Here is a 17,869-nt window from a genome sequence, read left to right as displayed (position 1 = left end):
ACCATGCCTACGACCACTCGTGTGGCGCGAGCCTGCGCGCTCGCCCTCGCCGGGCTCGGCCTCGCCGGATCGACGATGAGCGCCCTGCCCGCCACGGCCGCCCCGGGCGCCGGCCAGTCCGACCGCACCACCAGCACGCGCACCACCAGCGACGACATGAACCGGAGTCCCCAGGACCGGAGCTCCCACGACCGGAGCGCCAAGCGGACCCCGCGCAAGCACGCGCGCACGTCGGCGCGCCTCAGCGCCAAGCGCCGCGTCGACAGCCGGGTGCTGGCCGCCCGCAACATCGCCATGCGCCAGCGCGGTGACGCCTACGCGTACGGCGCCGCCGGGCCGGACCGCTTCGACTGCTCCGGGCTGATCCGCTACAGCTACAGCCGTGCCGGCTTCGCCGTGCCCCGCACCTCGCGCGCCCAGGCGGCCCACGCCCGCCGCATCGCGAAGGGCAGCATGCGCTCCGGCGACCTGATGTTCTTCTACGGCGGCGGCGGGGTCTACCACGCTGCGATCTTCCTCCGCTGGGTCGGCGGGAAGGCCCAGATGCTGCACGCCCCCGGCACCGGCCAGCGGGTCCGGGTCGCCACGGCCTGGACGCCGAGCTGGTTCGGCGGCACCCTGCGACGCGCCTGAGCGGGCCGCCACCCGGGCGACAGGCTCGGATTGGTAGGCAGTTCCTGCTGATCTACCCTGTGGCGCGCCTTCCCCGATCAGGGAGGGCGCGCCTCCAGACTTTCCAGATGCCCCCGCGGGCCCAGGCCCGGCACCCCCGTTCGATCGGAGTCACCGTGCGTCACCGTCGTCCCACCTCGTCCTTCCGGGCCGTCGTCGCCACGCTCGCAGCGAGCGTGCTGGTCCTCACCGCGTGCAGCGGCGGCGACGACGAGCCGACGAGCGGATCGGCCTCGGCCGAGCCGAGCCCGTCGGAGACCACCGAGGCCCCGCCGGAGCCGAGCTACTGGCCCCTCACCGGCCTGGAGCGCAAGGGCGACGCGCCCAAGCACCCGGTCCTCGTCACCAAGGTCGACAACACGTCCTCGAGCGCCCCGCAGGTCGGGCTCGGCTCCGCCGACCTGGTCGTCGAGGAGCTCGTCGAGGGCGGCTACACCCGGCTGGCGGCGTTCTACTACTCCCAGGTGCCCGGCTCCATCGGACCGGTGCGCTCGATGCGCGCGAGCGACATCGGGATCGTGCCCGAGGGCGCCACCGTGGTGACCAGCGGTGCCGCAGCCGTCACCATCAAGCGCATCAACGGTGCCGGGATCCCGTGGATCACCGAGGGCGACGCCGGGGTCTACCGGGACACCTCCCGCTCGGCCCCCTACAACCTCTTCGCCCGGCTGGGCGAGATCGCCAAGCGCGTCAAGGCCGACGAGGAGCCGCCGCCCTACCTGCCGTGGGGCGACGCGGCCGACCTGCCGAAGGGCGCCAAGGCCCGCACGCTGACCGCCGACTTCGGCGCCCACTCGACCAGCTGGCAGTTCCAGCGCGGCCGCTACGTCAACACCGACTCCTACGCCGCCGAGGGCGACCACTTCCCGGCCGAGTCGGTGCTCGTGCTGCGGGTGGAGGTCGGCGACGCCGGCTACCGCGACCCCGCGGGCTACCCGGTGCCCGAGACCAAGCTCGAGGGCAAGGGCACCGCGCTGCTCTTCCACGGCGGCCGCGTGGTGAAGGGCACCTGGCGCAAGGACGGCCTCAACGGCGCGATCGAGCTCTCCACCAAGCGGGGCGACCTCACGGTGCCCGCCGGTCGCGTGTGGATCGAGCTGGTGCCGGCCGTCAACGGCGAGGTCACCTTCGCCAAGTAGCGCCGGGGTCGGTCGCCCCGTCCCCACCGGCGGTGTCCTCCAGCAGGCGCCGCAGGCCCGTGACGATGGCGCCGATCGCCGCCTCCGCTCGGACCGCCGCGGCCGCGGGGTCCTCGCTCGTGGCCACCGAGCCGCCGGCGGCCGACACCGCGCCGAAGACGACCCGGGCGGACGTGTCGAGCAGCGCGTCGTCGGGGGACCGGTCGAGGCCCGTGAGCGCCGAGCGGACGAGCTCGGCGACGACGGCGTAGGTCGACCGCTCGTGCTCGCGGTGGCGCGCGGGGCCGAGCACCGAGGGGCCGTCGGAGACGACGATCTGGCGGTAGTCGGGCTCCTGCGCGACCCGGAGGAACGCCCGCAGACCGGCCTGTCCCTGCTCCCACGGGTCGGCGTGCTGCGCGCTGGCGTGGACGATCGTGGCGCTCGCGCGGGCCTGCACGAGCTCGAGGGCGGCTTCGAAGACGGCCTGCTTGCCGCTGAAGTGGTGGTAGAGCGCGCCCTTGGTGAGCTGGGCGGCCTCGGCGATCGCCTCCAGCGAGGCGGCCGGGTAGCCGTGGACGGTGAACAGCTCCCGCGCCGCGTCGACGAGCGCCTGCCTCGTGGCGTCGGAGGAGCGCGGCCGGCGGGTCTCCATGGCTCGCAGCCTAGGTGACCCGTGCCCCCGTGGGGGTGTGCCCGAGGCGCCCTCACGAATCGTCGGGAGCCCTTCCGGGGGATGATGTGCGGCCGGGAGGGCGCGGTCCATAGTGGAAGCCATGCAGCCCGCATCGGGAATGCTCCTGGTCGCCACGCCGGCGCTGCAGGACCCCAACTTCGCCGACACCGTGGTCCTCCTGCTCGACGTCACGGAGGAGGGTGCCCTCGGCGTGGTGCTCAACCGGCCCTCCCAGGTGCCCGTCGCCGACGTCCTCGAGCCGTGGCGCGACGTCGTGGTCGAGCCCGAGGTGCTGTTCCGCGGCGGGCCGGTCGGCACGGACGGCGCCCTCGCTGTCGCAGCGCTGCGCGATCCGCAGGACCCGCCGGTGGGCTGGCGCCCGGTGGCCGGCCTGCTCGGCATGGTCGACCTCGACACCCCGACCGAGCTGGTCGACGGCGCGCTGACCGGGATGCGCGTCTTCGCCGGCTACGCCGGGTGGGGCGTCGGACAGCTCGAGGGGGAGGTCGAGGAGGGCAGCTGGTACGTCGTCACCAGTGAGACGGCCGACGCGTTCCGCGACGACCCGAGCGAGCTGCGTCGCGAGGTCATGCGCCGCCAGCCCGGGACGCTGGCCTGGCACGTCAACCGGCCCGTCGACCCCGACCTCAACTGATCCGCTCGTCGCGCAACCGGAAGCACCGGGCGCGCGTCTCCCCCCACATGACGACGACCACGGGGGCAGCACGGGGCGGGGCACGACGCGGGTTCAGCGGTGGGTTCCGCGGTGGGGTGGCCGCCCTGGCGGCTGCGGCGGCGTGGGGCCTGGTGGCCGTGCCGCCCGGGGGCGCGGTCGGTGCGGCCGGTGCGCCACCCGTCGCCCCCGCGGTGCGGACCGCCGGCACGGCTGCTGAGCAGCCCGCCCGCAACCGGGTCGTCGACACCGTGCTGCGGGGGGAGCGCTACGACTACCAGCGCAAGAACTGGCGCGTGCAGGACGCGGACCGCCTGCCGCGGTGGCTGCGGCTGCGCGGGGGTCGCCTCACCGGCACGGCGCCGCGGCTGGGGACCTGGCGGATCGGCCTCGTCGAGCGCGGGGTGCGCACGCAGCGGGGCGAGACGCGGCGCACGACGCTCGTCCTGAAGGCCGTGACGCCGCGCGCCGCCCCCGGAACGGTCCTGGTGACGCGCGGCCTGGACGGCCGTCCGGCCAACGGGTGGAGCGGCGACGTCACCGTGTCGGGCGACGGCGGGACCGTGGTGTTCTCCTCCGCCGCCACCAACCTCGTCGCGGGCACCCGCCGCGGCGTCGAGCGGCTCTACGTCTGGGAGGCGTCGTCCCGGCGGGTGTCGCTCCTCCACCCGGACGCCTGGACAAGGGTCGAGGGGCTGAGCCACGACGGCCGGCGCGTGCTGCTCGACCTCGATCCCGGGCTCGTCCTCCTCGACCGCACCGACGGATCGCTGACCGAGGTCGCCCCACGCGCGTCCGGGGCGGCGCTGACCGCGGACGGCGCCCGGGTGGTCTACCGGGACCGCTACCCGGTGATGAACGCGCCCGCGCCCCAGCTGCTGGAGTGGACCGCCGCCACGGGCACGACCCGGACCGTCGTGCCCGACCTCGGGTCGCAGGTGTTCGCCGGGATGTCGGACGACGCCCGCCACGTCGTCCTCGTCGACGCCGACCGCAGCCGGATGCTCGACACGACCGACGGCTCCGTGCGCGACCTCGGCCGCCTCGGCGTCGAGTCCGGCAGCACGCGCCGGGTGGCGGTGTCGAACGACGGGCGGCTGGTGTCGGTGACGGGGGCGGGCATCCCCGCCTGCTGCGGCGACGGCGGGCGTCCGGTGGGCGGCGTCCACGACACCCTCCTCGGGTCGTCGCTGGGGCCGTCGCGTGACAACCTCGGCGCCGCCGTCACCGCCGACGGTGCCCACTACACGGTGGCCACGTCACGACGTCCGCTGCGCCTGGTCGCGACCGCCACGGCCGAGCGCTCCGCGGCCTTCGTGGGGCGGCCCGCCGGCACGCAGGAGAGCGTCTCGCTGAGTGACGACGCCTCGCGGGTGGCGTACGCAAGCGACGCCCACGACGTGCTGCGCGGCACCCGGCGCGGCGTCGCCAACGTCTTCATCTGGGTGCGTGGGCGTTAGGCTTGCCCATCATGAGCACCATCGGATTCTCCCCGGGCAGCCAGACGATCGAAGAGCGTCAGACCGTCCCGACGGACGAGGGTGACCACGAGCGCTTCTCGCACTACGTCCCCAAGGACAAGCTCACCGAGGCCATGGTGATGGGCACCCCGGTGATCGCGCTGTGCGGCAAGGTCTGGGTGCCCTCCCGCTCCCCGGAGAAGTACCCCGTGTGCCCGGAGTGCAAGGAGATCTGGGACTCGATGAACCCGGGCAAGCCCGGCGACGGCTCCGACGGCTCGGGCCCCGAGGCGTGACGGGGCGGCCTGACGCGCCGCTGCCTCCCGCGTGGCCCGACCGGGCCGCCTGGGGCACCGCGCCCTCCCTCCGTGCCTGGCAGCAGGCGGCGATGGACGTCTACCTGTCCCGCCAGCCCCGCGACTTCCTCGCGGTCGCCACGCCCGGCGCCGGCAAGACGACATTCGCGCTGACCGTCGCGGCCGACCTGCTGAGCCGGCGGCTGGTCGACCGGATCACCGTCGTCGCGCCCACCGAGCACCTCAAGACGCAGTGGGCCGAGGCCGCGGCCCGCGCCGGGATCCCGATCGACCCCACCTACTCGGCGGGCAAGGGCAGGACCTCCGACGACTACGTCGGCATCGCGGTGACCTACGCCGGGGTGGCGGTCAACCCGCTCGCCATGCGCATCCGCACCGAGCGCTTCAAGACGCTGGTGATCCTCGACGAGATCCACCACGCCGGCGACGCGCTGTCGTGGGGTGAGGGCGTGCGCGAGGCGTTCGACCCGGCGACCCGCCGGCTGGCGCTGACCGGCACCCCGTTCCGCTCCGACATCAACCCGATCCCGTTCGTCACCTACGCCCCCGGCGAGGACGGGATCCCGGTCTCGGCCGCCGACTACACCTACGGCTACGCCCACGCCCTGGCCGACCACGTCGTGCGCCCGGTGATCTTCATGGCCTACTCCGGTGAGATGCAGTGGCGCACCCGGGCCGGTGACGAGGTCGTCGCCCGGCTGGGCGAGCCGCTCACCAAGGACATGCACGCCCAGGCGCTGCGCACGGCCCTCGACCCGAAGGGATCGTGGATCCCGGCGGTGCTGGAGGCGGCCGACACGCGCCTGTCGGAGGTACGCCGCCACGTGCCCGACGCCGGCGGGCTGGTGATCGCCGGCGACCAGGAGACGGCGCGCGCCTACGCCGGGCTGCTGAAGAAGATCACCGGCGAGTCGCCCACCGTCGTGCTGTCCGACGAGAAGGGCTCGTCGAAGAAGATCGCGAAGTTCACCGCCTCCGACGACCGCTGGATGGTGGCCGTCCGGATGGTCTCCGAGGGCGTCGACGTGCCGCGCCTGGCGGTCGGGGTCTGGGCGACCACCGTCTCCACGCCGCTGTTCTTCGCCCAGGCGGTCGGCCGCTTCGTCCGCGCCCGCTCGCGCGGCGAGACCGCGTCGGTGTTCCTGCCGTCGGTGCCGCACCTGCTGGAGTTCGCCTCCGACATGGAGGCCCAGCGCGACCACGTGCTGGGGCGCCGGGTCACCGACGAGGACGACATCTTCGCCGCGGAGGAGGGGCTGCTCGCCGAGGCGCAGCAGGGGGAGTCCGCCTCCGACGAGCTCGAGATGTCGTGGGAGGCGCTGGGCTCCACCGCGTCCTTCGACCACGTGCTCTACGAGGGTGCGCAGTTCGGCCACTCCGGCGAGGTCAACGTGGGCTCGGAGGAGGAGATGGACTTCCTCGGCATCCCCGGCCTGCTCGAGCCCGACCAGGTCCGCGAGCTGTTGCACTCGCGCCAGAGCGAGCGCGCGCGCAAGCAGCGCGCCGACGGCGCCGGGGACCGGGTGGTCGACTCGGTGCAGGAGCTCAGCACGCACCAGCAGCTCGGCGTGCTCCGGCGCGAGCTCAACGGGCTGGTCGCCGCCTGGCACCACCGCACGGGCCAGGCGCACGGCATCACCCACAACGCGCTGCGCAAGGAGTGCGGCGGCCCGCCGGCGGCGGTCGCCAACGCCGAGCAGCTGCACGAGCGGATCAACCGGATCCGCGAGTGGGCGGTGCGGCAGACCTCCTGAGGCTCGCACTGCCATAGTGGGCACGTGGCGACCGAGACCTCGCAGACGCTCGACCGTGGCCTGCGGGTGCTCGAGGTCCTGGCCGAGAGCCCCGAGGGGCTGACCGTCACCGAGCTCTCCCACCGGCTCGAGGTCAACCGCACGGTCGTCTACCGGCTGATCAGCACCCTCGAGCAGCACGGCCTCGTGCGCCGCGACGCGCGCTCGCGGCTCTTCATCGGCCTGGGCGTGCTCCACCTCGCCAGCGGCGTGCAGCCGCTGCTGCGCGACCTCGCGCTGCCCGAGCTGCGCCGGCTCGCGGAGGCGCTCGGCGCGACCGCCCACCTCACGGTCGCCGACGGCGAGGAGGCGCTCGCGCTGGCCGTCGTCGAGCCGACCTGGACCGACTTCCACGTCTCCTACCGCGTCGGCGCCCGACACCCCCTGACCCAGGGCGCGGCCGGCAAGGCCATCGCGCTGGCCGACGTCGACGAGCCGGCGTACGCCGTGACCAGCGGCGAGCTGCAGACCGGCGCCCGCGGGCTCGCGGCGCCCGTGCGCGGCGTCGAGGGGCTGCGGGCGAGCGTGGGCATCGTGACGCTCGACGGCGCCATCGACGAGGCCGCCGTCGCGCCGCAGGTGATCGCCGCCGCGGCTGCGGTCGCCCGACGGCTCGGGTGACGCGGGCGCCCTAGGGGGTCGGCGGCTCCGGGGTCGGCCGCACGGCGGCCCGGGCCAGAGGCACCACCCGGTGGGAGATCTGCGTCGCCAGCGCGATCACCGTCGTCGAGCGGTCGATGCCGGGCTCGGTGAGCACGAGGTCGATCACCCGCTGGAGGTCGGAGTTGGAGCGGGCGACGACGCGCGCCCACATGTCGCCGGCGCCGGTGATCGTGTAGGCCTCCAGCACCTCGGGGATGCCCGCCAGGTGCGCGGCGACGGCCTCGTGGCCGCCGCGGTCGGCCGAGCCCTGGCGGATCTCCAGGGTCAGGAAGGCCGTGACGGGGTAGCCGAGCGCCTCGGGGGAGAGGTCGGGACCCCACCCGGTGATCACGCCGGCGGCGGCCAGCTTGTCCAGGCGCGCCTGCACGGTGCCGCGGGCGATGCCGAGGCGGCGACTCGCCTCGAGCACCCCCAGCCGCGGCTCCCCGGCGAACAGATCGATCACCTTGCCGTCGATCTCGTCCATCAGGCTCCCTTGGTTGGGCAGTCTGCTCGATGTTTCGGCGTACTGTTGCACATTGTGCCGTCGGTGGGCAGGGTTCGGACCATGACGACTGACATCGCCTCGACCGGCGGCGCCCTGACCGTGGACGAGATGAAGGCCGACCTCTCCCTCGAGCAGCTGCGCCAGCTCGTCGGCCTCGTGGAGTACGACGCCGACGCCGACCCGTTCCCGGTGACCGGGTGGGACGCGATCTGCTTCGTGGTCGGCAACGCCACCCAGGCCGCGCACTACTACGCCTCGGCCTGGGGCATGGACCTCATCGCCTACTCCGGCCCGGAGAACGGCAACCGCGACCACAAGTCCTACGTCTTGAAGTCGGGCTCGATCAAGTTCGTGCTGAGCGGCGCCGTCGCGCCCGACAGCGACCTCATCGCCCACCACGCCCGGCACGGCGACGGCGTCGTCGACATCGCCCTCGAGGTGCCCGACGTCGACCAGTGCATCGCCCAGGCCCGCCGGGCCGGCGCGACGGTGCTCGTGGAGCCGCAGACCGTGGCCGACGAGCACGGCAAGGTCCGCGTCGCCGCGATCGCGACCTACGGCGAGACCCGCCACACGCTCGTGCAGCGCACCGTCGACGGCGAGACCTACGCCGGCCCCTACCTCCCCGGCTACGTTCCCGTCGCGCCGCGCTGGGAGAAGAAGCCCGACCAGCCCAAGCGCCTGTTCCAGGCCCTCGACCACATCGTCGGCAACGTCGAGCTCGGGCGGATGGACGAGTGGGTCACCTTCTACAACAAGGTGATGGGCTTCGTGAACATGGCCGAGTTCATCGGCGACGACATCGCCACCGACTACTCCGCGCTGATGTCGAAGGTCGTCGCCAACGGCAACCACCGGGTGAAGTTCCCCCTCAACGAGCCGGCGATCGCCAAGAAGAAGTCGCAGATCGACGAGTACCTCGAGTTCTACAACGGCCCCGGCGCCCAGCACCTCGCGCTCGCCACCGGTGACATCCTCACCACCGTCGACGCCCTGCGTGCCAACGGCGTGGAGTTCCTCAACACCCCGGACTCCTACTACGAGGACCCCGAGCTGCGCGCGCGCATCGGCGAGGTGCGGGTGCCGATCGAGGAGCTGCAGAAGCGCGGCATCCTCGTCGACCGCGACGAGGACGGCTACCTGCTCCAGATCTTCACCAAGCCCCTCGGCGACCGGCCCACGGTGTTCTTCGAGCTCATCGAGCGCCACGGCTCGCTCGGCTTCGGCAAGGGCAACTTCAAGGCGCTCTTCGAGGCCATCGAGCGCGAGCAGGACGCCCGCGGCAACCTCTGACCGCGCCCGGCGCGCGGGGCGGGCGCTGGAGACGGCGCGGCCGCCGGTGGGAGACTCGGCGCCATGATGATCCGACCGGCCGAGCTGGCCGCGATCAAGGCCGGGACCGTGGACCTGGCGTTCCGTCGCTGGGCCCGGCCCCGCGTGGTGGTCGGCACCCGGATGCGCACGGCCGTCGGGGTCGTCGAGGTGACCTCCGTCGAGGAGGTCAGCGTGTCGAGCCTGCGCGCCGAGGACGCCCGCCGCGCCGGAGCACAGTCGCTCGCGGCGCTGAAGCAGGCGCTGGCGGCGCGCCCGGACGACCCGGCGTGGCGCATCGGGCTGGCGTACGCCGGTCCGGACCCCCGTGAGACGCTGCGCTCCACCGTGCCGGACGCCGACGAGATCGCGGCCATCAACGCCCGCCTCGACCGCCTCGACGCCGCCTCGTCCACCGGGCCGTGGACGCGCGAGACCCTCGACCTGATCGACCTCAACCCGACGGTGCGCGCCCCCGACCTCGCGGCCCGGGTCGGCCGCGAGACGGCCGACTTCAAGAAGGACGTGCGCAAGCTCAAGGAGCTCGGCCTCACCGAGTCGCTGGCGATCGGCTACCTGCTGTCCCCGCGAGGCGAGGCGGTGGTCGACGCCGGGCTGCCGGCACCGCGCGAGCGCGCCCCCCGCGAGGAGGGCACGCCGCTGCCGAGGAGCATCGGGGCGCCCGCGACCCGGGCGCTGCGCGGGGCGGGGCTGACCACGCTCGAGCAGGTGGCCACCCGCAGCGCTGACGAGCTGGCCGCGATGCACGGCGTCGGCCCGATGGCGATCACCCGTCTCGCGGAGGCGCTGGCCGAGCGCGACCTGGCGTTCGCCGACCGATAGGGGTCAGTGCGCGAGCAGCCCCACGCCGAGGGCGCCCATGACCACCGCGATCGTCGAGTCCAGCACGCGCCAGGCGGCCGGGCGGGCGAACAGGCCGCGCAGCAGCCGTGCCCCGTAGCCCAGTCCGAAGAACCACAGCAGGCTCGCGACGAGGGTGCCGGCGAGGAACCACCAGCGGTCGGTGCCGAAGCTGTTGGCCACCGTGCCCAGCATCAGCACCGCGTCGAGGTAGAAGTGCGGGTTGAGCCAGGTCAGCGCGAGCGTCAGGAGCACAGCGCGGCCCGGGGTGAGTGCGGTGCCCTCGCCCGCCTCGAGCCCCTTCGGCCGCCACGCGCGCATCGCGGCGTGCAGGCCGAAGGCGATCAGGTAGAGCCCGCCGAGCAGCTGGGCGAACGGCAGCACGCCCGGCCACCGCTCGAGGACGACGCCCAGGCCGGCCACTCCCGCCGTGATCGCCACGACGTCGGAGAGCAGGCAGGTCAGCACGATCGGCAGCACGTGCTGACCGCGGATCCCCTGGCGCAGGAGGAACGCGTTCTGCGCGCCGATGGCGACGATGAGAGCGAGTCCGGTCAGCAGACCGGCGAGAGCAACCTGGAACACGTGGTCAACGGTAGGTCGCGTGCGTGGTGCAATCCAGCGAACTATTCTGAGGAATCATTAGGATGTCTTGTTATGAAAGACATCACCCAGCTCGACCCTGTGGCTCTCCGCACACTCGCCGTCGCGGTGCGCCTCGGCACCTTCGAGGCGACCGCTCGCGAGCTGCACGTCACGCCGTCGGCGGTGAGCCAGCGCATCAAGGCGCTGGAGACCCGGATCGGCCGGGTGCTGCTCCACCGCGTCAAGCCGTTGGAGCCCACGGAGGCGGGCCAGGTGCTGGTGCGGCTGGCCACCCAGACCGAGCTGCTCGAGCGCGAGGCCGTCGCCGAGCTGGTGGAGGAGACCGGCGGCGGCACGACGTCGTACGCCTCGCTCCCGATCGCCGTCAACGCCGACGCGCTCTACGGCTGGTTCGTCGACGCGCTCGCCGAGGTGCAGTCGCGCCACCGGGTCGTCTTCGAGGTGGTCCGCGAGGACCACACCCGCACCGCCGAGCGGCTGCGGCGCGGCGAGGTCGTGGCGGCGATCACCGGTGAGCCCAAGCCGGTGCCGGGCTGCCGGGTGGTGCGCCTGGGCCGGCTCCGCTACGCCGCCGTCTCCACCCGCGACTTCCACGCCGCCCACTTCGCCGACGGCGTCGCCTCGGGCTCGCTGGGCGAGGCGCCGATCGTGGCGTTCGACCGCAACGACTCGCTCCAGCACGACTTCATCCGCCGCGTCACGCGGCGCCACCTCGCGCCGCCGGTGACCTACGTGCCGTCGGTGCGCGAGTTCGACCGGGCCATCCGGGTCGGCATGGGGTGGGGCCTGCTGCCCGAGTCGGACGTCGTCGACGAGCTCGACCGCGGCGACCTCGTCGAGCTCGTGCCGGGCCGCCGGCCCGAGGTGCCGCTGTTCTGGCAGCACTGGCGCCTCGGCTCCGCGCTGGTCGACGACCTGACCGACGCCGTGGTCGGCGCCGCCCGCGGGTGGATGGCCGGTTGAGGGCCGCACTCGATCGGATCCGGGATTCGGCTGACAGGCGACGGTGCCGGACCTAGGCTCCGAGCCAGATCGAGCACGGAGCTCATCACCGACCTGATCGGGGAAGGCCAGTGACACGTCGTCGAGCCGCAGGGCGTGCCGTCGCCGCCTGCGCGGGCCTCCTGCTCACCCTCGCCGCGTGCGGGGGATCGGGCGAGACCGCCGCGACCGACGGCGCCGAGGGCGTGCTGCTGGAGGACGAGCAGCTCGACGCGATCAAGGGCCAGGTCGACAAGATGGGCATCGTCGAGTGGCACGGCCAGCTGCTGACGAAGAACCCGGACAACGGCGGCAAGCGGATCTTCGACCTTGACGGCCGCTACAGCCCGTCCACCGGCTACAGCGAGCTCTCGATGGACTCCGCGATCGACGGCAACCGCCAGCAGGTCGACTACCTCGTCGTCGCCGGCCGCACCTACTTCAACAGCGAGGTCTGGGGCCCCAACGCCTCCGACTGCTGGGCCGACATCACCGGCGACGAGTCCCGCAGCTGGGGCCTGCCGACCGACCTCGACCCGACCTGGCCGGTCGTCGCGGCCCGGGCGATCCGGCTCGCCGGCGACGGCGTCGCGGTGGGCGTGCCGGCGCGCACGGTGATCACCGGGATGCCGCGCGGTCTCTTCCCGTCCGTGCCTCCCGCGCTCGACAAGATCGAGGCCGGCGCGGTCGTCACGCCGCACGGCCACCTGATCGAGGTCGGCGTCGACGTCGTGAACATGTGGAACGACGTCCCCGCCGCCGCGCGCTCCGCCATCGAGACCCGCAAGGCCGGCTGGTGGGCGATGACGATGAAGGAGTCGCAGAACGATGCGAACATCACGCCGCCCAAGCACGTCTTCGACCCGGTCGTGACGCCGCCCAGCCAGTGCAAGCGCGGCTGACCCCACGCCGGTTCGGGGGGATACTCCCGGCATGCCCACCTACATCGCCTTCCTGCGCGCGATCAACCTCGGCGCGAAGCGGAAGTTCCCCAAGGACGCGATCCGCGCCGCGACGGAGGCGGCCGGCGGCACCGACGTGGAGACCTACATCAACACCGGCAACGTCCGGCTGACGCACCCGGCCCGCTCGGTGGCCAAGGTGCAGGCGGTGCTGGAGCAGGCGTACGCCGCCGAGGCCGGCTTCGAGGTGCCGACCGTGGTGTTCACCGCACCAGACCTCGCCGCGCTCACTGCCCGGGGGGAGGAGCTGCACGCCCGCCACGACCCCGCGGGCCAGCACTACGTGTCGTTGTACGCCGACCCGCCGCCCGCAGCGGCCGTCGACGCGGTCCACGCCCTGGCTCACGCCGGCGAGACCGTGGTCGTCGACGGCCGCGCCGCCTACGTGCTGCTCGACGGCGACATCCACACCTCGAGGGTGATGGCGGCGAAGGAGCTCGCCGCGCTCGGCCGAGGGACCGCCCGCACCATCAAGGTGCTCCGCACGGTCACCCAGAAGTGGTGCTGAGACCGCTCGCGGAGCCGGTCAGGCGATCTCCACCCCGGCGCGCGCCAGCTCGGTGATCGCCGCGGCCGTGGACTCCTCGGCGACCCCGGCGCACAGCGCGGTGAGCACCCGGGTGGTGAACCCCTCGGCGATGGCGTCGAGCGCCGTCGCGCGGACGCAGTGGTCGGTGGCGATGCCGCACACGTCGACCTCGTCGACCTGCCGGGCCCGCAGCCACTCGGCCAACGGCTCGCCCGACGACGTACGCCCCTCGAAGCCGCTGTAGGCGGCCGCGTGCTCGCCCTTGTAGAAGACCTCGTCGAAGGGCTGGGGGTCGAGGTTGGGGTGGAACGCCGCGCCCTCCGTGCCGACCTTGCAGTGCACCGGCCACGAGTCGGTGAAGTCGGGCTTGGCCGACCAGTGCGGCCCGGGGTCGACGTGGTGGTCCTTCGTGGCGAGCACGGCGTCGTAGGCCGGGGCGTCCTCGGCCCGCGCGTGCCAGCGGTGGAGCAGGTCGTTGATGCCGGCCGCCACGTGGGCGCCGCCCGTGACGGGAAGCGAGCCGCCCTCGCAGAAGTCGTTCTGGACGTCGACGACGATCAGGGCTCGGGCCATGCCACGAGGCTAGCGGTCCCCGTCGTGGGAGCAGCCCTCCCGCCTCGCGGCAGGAGGGCTGCTCGCGGCCTCGGTCCCCACGGCCGGGCCGGCGCGACAGGGCGCATCCCTGTCCGCGTCGTTCAGCGGCGGGTGGCCGTGACGAGGCGGTACTCCCAGTCGCACACCAGGTGGCCGGACCCCTCGCGGCGGTCGTGCGACTCGGCGAGCGCGACCAGGTCGGCCCGGAGCGCGGCGCGCCCCTGGTCGTCCAGCCGGCTCGCCGCCGCGAACGTGGGCCCGTAGTAGGTGAGGAACAGGTCGGCGAAGGCTCCGGCGTCGGTGAAGCGCTGGGTCACCGTGGCGGTCTGCGACCGCAGGTCTCCCACCCCCTCGCCGAGCAGGCCGGCGACGACCTCCTCCGTGCCCCAGCGGGTCGCGGGCCGGGCGCCGGGCGGCGGCGCGGCGTGCGCCCCGACAGTGCGCAGCATGCCGCCCACGAACCCCTCCGGGGTCCAGCTCGCGAGCCCGATCCGCCCGCCGGGGCGGGTCACCCGGACGAGCTCGCGCCCGGCGGCGTCGGGGTCGGCGGCGAACATGACGCCGATCGCCGACAGCACGACGTCGAAGGACGCGTCGTCGTGCGGCAGGTGCTCGGCGTCGGCCTCGGTGAGGTCGACGGCGACGTCCTCCGCGGCGGCCCGGCGCCGGGCGATCTCGAGCAGCGCCGGGACGTAGTCGATGCCGACCGCCTCGGCGCCGCGGCGCGCGGCGGCCAGGGCGACGTGCCCCGTGCCGGTGGCGACGTCGAGCACCCGGTCGGCCGGGCCGACGCCGACGTGGTCGACGAGGTGCTCCGACACCGGGACGGTCAGGGCGGCGATCTTGTTGTAGTCACCGCTGCTCCAGACCTTCTGCTGCTTGTCGCGCAGCTCGGTGAGGTCCGGGCCGGGACTCGAGGTGCCGGTGCCGGTGGTGCTGCTGGTGCTGGTCATGCGGGTTCCTTTCGTGGTGCCGACCGGCGTCTCGGGAACGCCGGCGACGGACGTGGTGGCCGCCGAGACGTGCTCGAGCCGGAGCCCGGCCCGTCGCACCGCCTCGGCGACCAGGTGGGCCGAGTCGGCCTCGTAGAGCAGGAAGCACGTCTCGTCCTCGGGGACGAAGATCGACCTCAGGCAGCGCACGGCCCGGCCCTCCCGGGACAGGTCGGCGCCGGCCCGCTCCGCCAGCGCGACCTGATGCCGCGCGGCGGCGTGGTCGCCCTGAGCGACGTAGAGCTCGACGAGGTACTCGGCCATGTCTCCACCGTGCGCCCCCATGAGGGTCCGCGAAACTGTGGATGACCCGAGGAAATGGCCGGAGAGGAACCCCAGTCGACACGACCGACCGGCGCTGGTCGGCTCACTCCGGTCGGGTCACTCCGGTCGGGTCACGCCGGCGTCGAGCTCGGCGAGGCGGGGCGCGAGCTCCATCCGGGAGCGGATCTCGAGCTTGGTGTAGGTGTTGCGGAGGTGGAACTCCACGGTGCTGACGGTGACGACGAGGGCCCGGGCGATCTCCTTGTTGGCCAGTCCCTGCGCCGCGAGGTCCGCCACCCGGCGCTCGGCGGTCGTCAACCGGCCGGGGGAGCCCGGGCGCCTGGCGCCGACGCGCTCCAGCTCGCCGCGCGCGGCGTCGGCCCAGCCGGGGGCGTGCTGCGCCTCGAAGAGGCCGACCGCGCACTCCAGGGACGCGCGGGCCGCGCCCCACTTGCGCGAGCGGCGCTGCGCCCGGCCAAGGGCGAGCCAGGTGCGGGCGGCGTCGGCGACCAGCCCGCGGTCGTCGTAGCCCGACGCGATGCCGGCCAGTGCGGCGGCGTCGGCGTCCGACCACGCCCGGGCCAGCGCGATGGTCGCCGAGCCGCGGGCCGCGGCCTGCCGGGCCCAGTCGTGGTCCTGCAGGTCGGCGGCGTCGGCCAGCGCGTCGACGACCTGGCGCGCCTCGTCGAGGGACTCGGTGCTGCCGACCTCGGCGAGGGCCTCGACGAGGTCGGGGGCGGCCGGGAAGGCGCCGGGGTCGAGCACGCCCGCGTCGCGTGTGTGCGCCCACACCGCGCGCAGCCGGCTGGCGGCCTCGTCGGGCCGGTGGTCGAGCAGGTCGGCCACGCCCGCCGCCCGGGTGGCCTCCAGCCAGTCCCACTGGACGCCCGTGTCCTCCGCCTGGGCGACGGCGCGCTGGGCCCAGTCGCGCGCCGCCGCGGGGTCGCCGCGGCCGGCGGCGAGCAGGCTGCGGCAGCGCTCGTACATCGGCCAGTGCAACAGGCTGCTGTCGGTCGAGGCCGCCCACTCGTCGAGCAGCGCCTCGGCGGCGTCCCACCCGCCCAGGCGCAGCTCGAGCTCGCACAGGTGGAGCCGGGCGAGCGCGTAGGAGTTGGGCTCGCCGCGCTCGGCGGCGAGCCCGCGGAACGCCTCGAAGCGCTCGCGGGCCGGGCCCGGCTCGCCGCGCCACACGTGCTGCTGGCCGGCCACCCGGCCCGGGGTGCGGGCCAGGTAGGTCGACCGGCTGGCCAGCGCCTCGTAGCGCTCGAGGAGGTCGTCGAGCGGCCGCCCGCGCAGGGCCGAGGTCCACACCCGCGTGTAGAGCGCGAGGCGCTGGTCGCCGCCGGTGCCGGTCGCGGAGGCCTCGACGGCCTGGGCGGCGCGCGCGTCGGCGAGCGCGACGTGGCGCACCGCGATGACGGCCTCGTTCTCGGCGAGGTGGCACAGGACGCGCAGGCGCAGGTCGTGGTCGTCGCCGGCCTCGTCGAGGGCCTGTTGGAGCAGCGCGCGGATGTCGGCGTTGCCGCGCACCACGCCGCCGGTGAGCAGGACGTAGGCCCGGACCCGGTCGGCGCGGTCGGGCAGCGTCGCCGCGCGGGAGCCGAGCAGCGCGGTGAGGCGCTGCTTCTCCCCGGCCATGTGCAGCACCTTGGCCAGCACCATCACGCGTGCCGCGTCGGGCTCGCCGGCCGGTGTCAGGCGCAGGGCGTGGGTCGCGAGGTCGGCGGCGAGCCGGATCGAGCCGCGGGCGATGGCCCGCGTGGCGGCACCGTCGAGCCGCTCGGCGAGGAGGGCGTCGGGCTCGGTGGCGGCGAGGGCGAGGTGCTGCAGCATCCGGCAGGGGTCGTCGGCGACGACCGCGGCGAGGTCGGCGTGCAGCCCGCGCACCTCGTCGGGCGACGCCGCCCGCCGCGCCGCCTGCGCGAGGAGGGGGTGCGCCGAACGCACCCGCTCGCCGTCGAGGTCGACGACCCCTGCGGCGGCGGCCTGCTGGAGCGCGTCGGGCCCGAACAGCGCCTGCAGCCGGGGCGCGCGCAGGTCGGCGTCGAGGGCGAGCGCGAGCAGCAGCCGGCGCGTGGTGGGGTCGAGGTCGGCGACCCGCAGGCCGAGGAGGTCCTCGACCGCGTCGGGCACCGGGAGCTCGTCGCCCAGCGTCGCCGGGTCGCGCCGGGCCAGCAGCCGGCCCACCTCGAGGGCGAACAGCGGGTTGCCCAACGTGGTGTCGTAGACGCGACGGAGCAGGTGGTGCGGCAGCCGGAGCCCGAGCCGGGTCGCGAGGATCTGGCGGGTGCCGCCGAGCGTGGTGGCGCGCACGACGAGGTGCTCGACCCGGCCCTCGCGGAACGCCCGCTCGACCGCGGTCGGCGCTCCGGGGCGGCGGGAGAGCACGACGGTCACGTCGTCGGGGAGGCGGCGCGCGACGTAGGCGAGCGCGGTCAGGGAGGAGGCGTCGAGCCACTGCAGGTCGTCGACGGCGACGAGCAGCCGCTGGTGGCGGGCCAGCGTCCGCAGCGCGGACAGCAGGGCGAGCGAGACGACCTGCTCCGTGGGCGGCTGCTCGCCGGGGTCGGCACGGTAGAGCGCCACCGCGAGGGCGTGCAGCTGGGGCGCCGGCATCTCCAGCTCCTCGACCCCGACCTCGTCGAGCAGGTCGATGAGCCCCGCGAACGGCAGCTCCGTCTCGGACGCACTGGCCCGCGCCGCCAGCACGCGCAGGCCGCGGTCGCGCCCGCCGGCCAGCGCCTGCTCCCAGAGGCTGGTCTTGCCCACGCCCGGCTCGCCCTCGAGCACCAGGGCCCGCACCGGGGTCGGCTCCTGGTCGAGCACCCCGGCGATGACTGCGAGCTCGGCGGCGCGCGCGACGAGACCCATGGGGGCATGATCGCAGCCGTCGGCCCCGAGGGCATCGAC

18 protein-coding genes are annotated in these 17,869 nt (G+C 74.4%); 12 read left to right on the top strand and 6 right to left on the bottom strand.

Annotated features, from left to right (window positions below; translation table 11 throughout):
* The first annotated feature begins 3 nt into the window (after positions 1–3).
* Both JX575_RS13940 and JX575_RS13935 read left to right on the top strand, forming a co-directional pair.
* The gene (locus tag JX575_RS13940) at positions 4–633 is read left to right on the top strand and encodes a C40 family peptidase (RefSeq protein WP_186340704.1); all 630 of its coding nucleotides are present in this window, start codon (positions 4–6) and stop codon (positions 631–633) included.
* 155 nt (positions 634–788) lie between these two features.
* Positions 789–1,811 (top strand): DUF3048 domain-containing protein, encoded by a 1,023-nt coding sequence (locus JX575_RS13935; protein ID WP_206054402.1) that lies wholly within the window; start codon positions 789–791, stop codon positions 1,809–1,811.
* On the opposite strand, the gene JX575_RS13930 is transcribed toward JX575_RS13935, so the two are convergent.
* Entirely contained in the window at positions 1,795–2,445 is a 651-nt protein-coding gene (locus JX575_RS13930; protein ID WP_186340706.1) for a TetR/AcrR family transcriptional regulator, read from the bottom strand. The two genes, JX575_RS13935 and JX575_RS13930, sit on opposite strands and share 17 nt — an antisense overlap.
* Before the next feature lie 121 nt (positions 2,446–2,566).
* Between JX575_RS13930 and JX575_RS13925 the strand changes: the two genes are divergently transcribed.
* From JX575_RS13925 to JX575_RS13905, 5 genes are all read left to right on the top strand, one after another.
* Positions 2,567–3,121, top strand: coding sequence for a YqgE/AlgH family protein (locus JX575_RS13925; protein ID WP_186340707.1), 555 nt, complete (start codon positions 2,567–2,569; stop codon positions 3,119–3,121).
* Positions 3,122–3,237: 116 nt separating this feature from the next.
* Positions 3,238–4,599, top strand: a complete 1,362-nt coding sequence (locus JX575_RS13920; RefSeq protein ID WP_186340708.1) for a hypothetical protein — start codon at positions 3,238–3,240, stop codon at positions 4,597–4,599.
* A gap of 11 nt (positions 4,600–4,610) precedes the next feature.
* Positions 4,611–4,895: a DUF3039 domain-containing protein gene (locus tag JX575_RS13915; RefSeq protein WP_186340709.1), complete on the top strand. Its 285-nt coding sequence runs from the start codon at positions 4,611–4,613 to the stop codon at positions 4,893–4,895.
* Between the two features lie 20 nt (positions 4,896–4,915).
* Positions 4,916–6,670, top strand: a complete 1,755-nt coding sequence (locus JX575_RS13910) for a DEAD/DEAH box helicase (RefSeq protein WP_222129562.1) — start codon at positions 4,916–4,918, stop codon at positions 6,668–6,670.
* A 24-nt stretch (positions 6,671–6,694) separates the two neighbouring features.
* Entirely contained in the window at positions 6,695–7,330 is a 636-nt protein-coding gene (locus JX575_RS13905) for a helix-turn-helix domain-containing protein (RefSeq protein ID WP_186340711.1), read from the top strand.
* A gap of 10 nt (positions 7,331–7,340) precedes the next feature.
* Here JX575_RS13905 and JX575_RS13900 read toward each other — a convergent pair whose 3' ends face one another.
* Positions 7,341–7,838: an Lrp/AsnC family transcriptional regulator gene (locus JX575_RS13900; protein WP_186340712.1), complete on the bottom strand. Its 498-nt coding sequence runs from the start codon at positions 7,836–7,838 to the stop codon at positions 7,341–7,343.
* 81 nt (positions 7,839–7,919) lie between these two features.
* Here JX575_RS13900 and hppD point away from each other — a divergent pair, with 81 nt between their 5' ends.
* On the top strand, positions 7,920–9,152 hold the full coding sequence (hppD, locus tag JX575_RS13895; protein ID WP_186340713.1) for a 4-hydroxyphenylpyruvate dioxygenase: 1,233 nt from the start codon (positions 7,920–7,922) through the stop codon (positions 9,150–9,152).
* Between the two features lie 63 nt (positions 9,153–9,215).
* Positions 9,216–10,013: a hypothetical protein gene (locus JX575_RS19690; protein WP_186340714.1), complete on the top strand. Its 798-nt coding sequence runs from the start codon at positions 9,216–9,218 to the stop codon at positions 10,011–10,013.
* Positions 10,014–10,016: 3 nt separating this feature from the next.
* Here JX575_RS19690 and JX575_RS13885 read toward each other — a convergent pair whose 3' ends face one another.
* Positions 10,017–10,616, bottom strand: coding sequence for a LysE/ArgO family amino acid transporter (locus tag JX575_RS13885; protein ID WP_186340715.1), 600 nt, complete (start codon positions 10,614–10,616; stop codon positions 10,017–10,019).
* A 72-nt stretch (positions 10,617–10,688) separates the two neighbouring features.
* Here JX575_RS13885 and JX575_RS13880 point away from each other — a divergent pair, with 72 nt between their 5' ends.
* The 3 genes from JX575_RS13880 to JX575_RS13870 all read left to right on the top strand — a co-directional run bounded on the left by JX575_RS13880 (position 10,689) and on the right by JX575_RS13870 (position 13,088).
* Positions 10,689–11,600 carry a LysR family transcriptional regulator ArgP gene (locus JX575_RS13880; RefSeq protein ID WP_186340716.1) on the top strand — a complete coding sequence of 304 codons (912 nt, stop codon included), beginning with the start codon at positions 10,689–10,691 and terminating at the stop codon, positions 11,598–11,600.
* 110 nt (positions 11,601–11,710) lie between these two features.
* Positions 11,711–12,520, top strand: a complete 810-nt coding sequence (locus JX575_RS13875) for a hypothetical protein (protein ID WP_186340717.1) — start codon at positions 11,711–11,713, stop codon at positions 12,518–12,520.
* 31 nt (positions 12,521–12,551) lie between these two features.
* The gene (locus tag JX575_RS13870) at positions 12,552–13,088 is read left to right on the top strand and encodes a DUF1697 domain-containing protein (RefSeq protein ID WP_186340718.1); all 537 of its coding nucleotides are present in this window, start codon (positions 12,552–12,554) and stop codon (positions 13,086–13,088) included.
* 18 nt (positions 13,089–13,106) lie between these two features.
* Here JX575_RS13870 and JX575_RS13865 read toward each other — a convergent pair whose 3' ends face one another.
* From JX575_RS13865 to JX575_RS13855, 3 genes are all read right to left on the bottom strand, one after another.
* Positions 13,107–13,682: a nicotinamidase gene (locus JX575_RS13865; RefSeq protein ID WP_186340719.1), complete on the bottom strand. Its 576-nt coding sequence runs from the start codon at positions 13,680–13,682 to the stop codon at positions 13,107–13,109.
* Positions 13,683–13,804: 122 nt separating this feature from the next.
* Positions 13,805–14,959: a methyltransferase domain-containing protein gene (locus JX575_RS13860; RefSeq protein WP_206054401.1), complete on the bottom strand. Its 1,155-nt coding sequence runs from the start codon at positions 14,957–14,959 to the stop codon at positions 13,805–13,807.
* 117 nt (positions 14,960–15,076) lie between these two features.
* On the bottom strand, positions 15,077–17,830 hold the full coding sequence (locus JX575_RS13855) for a LuxR family transcriptional regulator (protein WP_186340720.1): 2,754 nt from the start codon (positions 17,828–17,830) through the stop codon (positions 15,077–15,079).
* Between the last annotated feature and the right edge of the window lie 39 nt (positions 17,831–17,869).

This window comes from Nocardioides sp. zg-1228, from assembly GCF_017086465.1.
Taxonomy (GTDB): Bacteria; Actinomycetota; Actinomycetes; order Propionibacteriales; family Nocardioidaceae; genus Nocardioides.
This window is presented reverse-complemented; position numbering and strand designations above follow the sequence as displayed.

Coding starts and splice junctions, on each gene's coding strand:
- JX575_RS13855 (WP_186340720.1), bottom strand. CDS start 17,830: ATGGGTCTCGTCGCGCGCGCCGCCGAGCTCGCAGTCATCGCCGGGGTG.
- hppD (WP_186340713.1), top strand. CDS start 7,920: ATGACGACTGACATCGCCTCGACCGGCGGCGCCCTGACCGTGGACGAG.
- JX575_RS13915 (WP_186340709.1), top strand. CDS start 4,611: ATGAGCACCATCGGATTCTCCCCGGGCAGCCAGACGATCGAAGAGCGT.
- JX575_RS13940 (WP_186340704.1), top strand. CDS start 4: ATGCCTACGACCACTCGTGTGGCGCGAGCCTGCGCGCTCGCCCTCGCC.
- JX575_RS19690 (WP_186340714.1), top strand. CDS start 9,216: ATGATGATCCGACCGGCCGAGCTGGCCGCGATCAAGGCCGGGACCGTG.
- JX575_RS13900 (WP_186340712.1), bottom strand. CDS start 7,838: ATGGACGAGATCGACGGCAAGGTGATCGATCTGTTCGCCGGGGAGCCG.
- JX575_RS13925 (WP_186340707.1), top strand. CDS start 2,567: ATGCAGCCCGCATCGGGAATGCTCCTGGTCGCCACGCCGGCGCTGCAG.
- JX575_RS13880 (WP_186340716.1), top strand. CDS start 10,689: ATGAAAGACATCACCCAGCTCGACCCTGTGGCTCTCCGCACACTCGCC.
- JX575_RS13930 (WP_186340706.1), bottom strand. CDS start 2,445: ATGGAGACCCGCCGGCCGCGCTCCTCCGACGCCACGAGGCAGGCGCTC.
- JX575_RS13870 (WP_186340718.1), top strand. CDS start 12,552: ATGCCCACCTACATCGCCTTCCTGCGCGCGATCAACCTCGGCGCGAAG.
- JX575_RS13865 (WP_186340719.1), bottom strand. CDS start 13,682: ATGGCCCGAGCCCTGATCGTCGTCGACGTCCAGAACGACTTCTGCGAG.
- JX575_RS13860 (WP_206054401.1), bottom strand. CDS start 14,959: ATGGCCGAGTACCTCGTCGAGCTCTACGTCGCTCAGGGCGACCACGCC.